This window comes from Streptomyces sp. NPDC006265, from assembly GCF_040613555.1.
Lineage (GTDB): Bacteria > Actinomycetota > Actinomycetes > Streptomycetales > Streptomycetaceae > Streptomyces.
This window is the reverse complement of the sequence record NZ_JBEXSH010001342.1, coordinates 1-1,618: the sequence shown is the minus strand read 5'-3', so window position 1 is coordinate 1,618 and position 1,618 is coordinate 1. Positions and strand designations below refer to the sequence as shown.

The 1,618-nt window shown below is 70.3% G+C and carries 1 protein-coding gene and 1 pseudogene; both read right to left on the bottom strand.

The features are described from left to right. Positions 1-74: 74 nt before the first annotated feature. A complete protein-coding gene (locus ABZ281_RS48660) occupies positions 75-1,172 on the bottom strand; it encodes a mechanosensitive ion channel family protein (protein ID WP_356665187.1) in 1,098 nt (365 codons plus the stop codon). A gap of 233 nt (positions 1,173-1,405) precedes the next feature. Beyond that, a pseudogene (locus tag ABZ281_RS48655) lies at positions 1,406-1,618 on the bottom strand (hypothetical protein); the annotation flags it as partial.

The window sequence follows — 1,618 nt, the reverse complement described above, 5'->3', positions numbered from 1 at the left end:
GCTCCGTACCCCGCCCCCGTCACCCAGCTCCCCCCAGACCCCCCCAGCGGGCCACAGGCCCGCGCCGGCGCCCCTCAGACGAGCCGGACGGGACTCAGCCCGCCCGGCTCGATCTCACCGGTCCGCTGCTGCGGGATGACGGCCCCGCCCTGCTGGAGCGCCACCGTCCGGGCCGGGGCGGGGATGCGGATGCCCTCCGCGCGGTAGCGCTTGTGCAGGCGCTTGATGAACTCGTGCTTGATCCGGTACTGGTCGCTGAACTCGCCGACGCCCAGGATGACGGTGAAGCCGATGCGCGAGTCGCCGAAGGTGTGGAAGCGGATGATCGGCTCCTGGTCGGCCACGGCGCCCTCGACCTCGGTCATCGTCTCGGCGATGACCTCGTTGGTCACCCGCTCCACGTGGTCGAGATCGCTGTCGTAGGCCACCCCGACCTGGACCAGGACGGTCAGCCGCTCCTCGGGGCGCATGAAGTTGGTCATGTTCGTCTTCGCGAGCTGACCGTTGGGGATCACGACGAGGTTGTTCGACAGGTTGCGGACCGTCGTCTGCCGCCAGTTGATGTCCTCGACGTAACCCTCCTCGTTGCTGCTGAGCCGGATGTAGTCACCGGGCTGCACGGTCTTGGAAGCGAGGATGTGGATGCCCGCGAAGAGGTTGGCGAGGGTGTCCTGCAACGCCAGGGCGACCGCCAGACCGCCGACACCCAGAGCGGTGAGCAGCGGGGCTATGGAGATGCCCAGGGTCTGGAGCACCACCAGGAAGCCGATCGCCAGGACCAGGATCCGGGTGATGTTGACGAAGATCGTGGCCGATCCGGCGACCCCGGAGCGGGACTGCGTGACCGTGCGCACCAGCCCGGTCACCACCCGGGCCGCCGACACCGTCGCGACGAAGATGAGCAGCACGGTGAGCACCTGGTTGGTGGTGTGCTGCACCGCGCGGGTCAGCGGCAGCACCGCCGCCGCGCCCGCCACGCCGCCCACGATCGCGGCCCAGGGCACCACGGCCCGTAGCGCGTGCACGATGACGTCGTCGCCCGTCCAGCGGGTGCGGTCGGCGTGCCGGCCCAGCCAGCGCAGCAGGATGCGCAGCGCGAACGCCGCCAGCAGGCCCGAGGCGAGGGCGATGCCGGCGAACAGCAGATCGTCCACGGTGAGTGCCCGGTTCACCGGTCACCTCCGGGGCGGGGATCTGCCGCGAACGCCGTCACCGGCGGCCGGATGTGAAGTCTCGTCACGTCGTCACCTGCTCATCTTCCGGGATGTCCGAAGGTGCCCGACCACCCTGACCTGCGGTCGGCACGATCGTTCATCCTGCCGTATCCGGTACGGGGTTCCGTACCGGATACGGGGTGGGCGGAGGGTGAGTCACTGCACATGACGCACGACCACGCCCGGCTCGCTCACAGGACCGTGAACGACCCGTGCCGGCCCTCGCCGGAAGCGAACCGGGCGGCTCCTTCGAGGCTCTCGGCCAGGACGCCCGCGCCGTGCCGGAACTCGGCGTGCGGCGCGGCCGGTTCGTCCAGGCCCTCCTGGTCCAGGACGCAGGCCCGGTCGGAGCGCAGGCAGGACTGCGGGAACCGGGCGAGTCTCGGGAGGACGTTATGAAGCAT